Genomic DNA, 571 nt, shown 5'->3' on the forward strand with positions numbered 1-571 from the left:
TGGCGCTGGGTGCCCAGACGTTCCTGGCCGCGCGCAGTGGCGGGGTGGCCACCTCGAACCACATCGCCCAGCTCACCGGGCTCGCGGCCCTGTCGGTCTTCGCCGTGCTGGTCTGTTACGTGCGTGACCGTCACAAGGAGCAGCTGGCGCAGGTGCGGTCGGTGTCCGAGGCGGCGCAGCGGGCCCTGCTGCGTCCGCTGCCCGAGCGTCTGGGCCCGCTGCACATCGCGTCCTCGTACCTGGCCGCGGAGAAGGAGGCGCATATCGGGGGTGACCTGTACGCGGTGGCACGCACCGGTGAACGCACCCGCGTGATCATCGGGGATGTCAGGGGGAAGGGACTGTCCGCGGTGGGTGAGGCGGCCATGCTGCTCGGCGCGTTCCAGGAGGCCGCGCACCAGCACGCCACTTTGCATGTCCTCGCCGATGCCCTGGACCGCAGCGTCCACCGCTACCTCACGCAGTTCCCCGAGGCGGACGAGGAGGCCCAGGAACACTTCATCACCGCACTGCTGCTGGAGATCCCCGACCACAGTCCCGTGGCCCGGATGACCGTGTGCGGGCACCCCAC

At 70.4% G+C, this 571-nt stretch carries 1 protein-coding gene; it reads left to right on the plus strand.

The window, feature by feature from the left end; all coding sequences use genetic code 11:
• Positions 1 to 571, plus strand: a 571-nt coding sequence (locus CTZ28_RS46475) for a PP2C family protein-serine/threonine phosphatase (protein WP_147481324.1), incomplete at both ends; no start/stop codon positions are given.

This window comes from Streptomyces shenzhenensis, assembly GCF_003688995.1.
Taxonomy (GTDB): Bacteria; Actinomycetota; Actinomycetes; order Streptomycetales; family Streptomycetaceae; genus Streptomyces; species Streptomyces shenzhenensis_A.